Here is a 1,550-nt window from a genome sequence, read left to right on the forward strand (position 1 = left end):
ATGGCCGCCAGTGTCAACAGTTCTCGGCTCGATACGCTCGAGGCCACCGTAGCCGATCTGGCCGCTCAGGTCGCCGGGATCAGCGGTGGAAGCTCGGTAAGCATAGACACCTTCTACGCCACCGATCTCACCTTCCTGCTGACCAACGGCGACCTTAACGTACCGGTCGTCGATGGCAACGTTACGCCACCGGGATCCGTTGGTACCGGACACGACTGGCATCCTTACCCGGGACTGACGAACGTCAGCTTCAACGTTGAGGAAGACGATACGGTCGTGCTGTTTCAATCGATCGGTCGCGTCGCGGTACTTCAATTCAACGCCTTCGCCTCAATAGAATTCGCGCTTCGCGTCGATGGAGTCATTCCGGAACGAGGTGCCACCGGGAGGTTGACCATCGTAACCGACGATACGGTGTCCTCGGGTTCGCAATACTGGAACCTGCTGCATGCGACAACGCTGGCTTCAGGACAACATACCTTCACCGTAATGGTTCGTGTTCTGGACGGCTCGGCCAACGAGGCGTCCATGACACTGGACGGTCGCTCTGGCCCCGGATACGACGGCAAGATCAAAGCCGTTCTGATGAAGGTCAGGTAATCCGATAAGAACCAGGCGCGAGACAGCGCCATAGCAAGTGCGTGGCGCGCATCCGGGGGAGCTCCTGTCGAGTGGCCTTACCCCGAAATCTGATCGAGGCAGTCAGTGGCACAGAGCTGTAAGGCGATTACAACAGCAGCTACCTGGTACGCCACTAGCCACCGGCGCCCATCAGGCGTATTATGACAAATCGGTTGCTCACGCAACTATAGCTGCATCGAGTCGCCGACCTCCGTAGTCTCGGAGCAAGTGAAATGCTCAGTCGTCCCGCACTCTGCTCGATCCTGTGCCTGGTAATAGGCATAACTTCACCCTACTGGCTTTCTGCTCAGGAGTCGGACTCGGACGAACCGAGCGCCGCCGCCGAGCATATGCACGAGTATCTCGCCTATATGACGACCATCAGGGCGTTTATAACGATGGGGCGCCTCGAAGGCATCCGCCAACCAGCGAACTGGCTGGCGACACACGAGATCCACCCCGACTCACCCGATACCTATGCGCCCTACGTTGAATTCATGCGCAGCAGCGCCCGCCAGATCGAAAAAGCGGAAGACCTTGAGTCTGCCGCCAGCGCCGTTGCCATGATGGCGCAGAACTGCGGCAACTGTCACAGCGCTTCTCACGTAACCGTTGAGTTCGGCTACGACCAGCTACCGGCTGAGTGGTCCGACAGCGAAACACACATGCAACGCCATCAATGGGCGGTGACCCGCCTTTGGGAAGGCTTGATTGGTCCGTCGGATGCAGCCTGGGAGCGCGGTACGACCATGCTTTCGGAGGACGCACTACACGTGGATGAACTGCCTATCGATGTGACAGCCGCCGAAGCCGAACAGCTCAAGAGTATGACGGAGGAAGTGCACGCCCTGGGCCGAGCGGCTGTGGGCCTGACCAGCCCAACCGATCGCGGCCGCGTCGCCGGCAGGATTCTGGGCCTGTGTGCCACC

General features: G+C 59.5%; 2 protein-coding genes. Both read left to right on the plus strand.

Annotated elements, in window-relative coordinates:
• The coding region (locus WA989_RS10370) for a hypothetical protein (RefSeq protein ID WP_424340421.1) at positions 1-600 on the plus strand (600 nt) is incomplete at its 5' end.
• Positions 601-854: 254 nt separating this feature from the next.
• Positions 855-1,550: hypothetical protein (locus tag WA989_RS10375; RefSeq protein WP_424340422.1), on the plus strand; the 696-nt coding region annotated here is incomplete at its 3' end.

Source organism: Henriciella sp. (assembly GCF_049649345.1).
GTDB lineage: Bacteria > Pseudomonadota > Alphaproteobacteria > Caulobacterales > Hyphomonadaceae > Henriciella.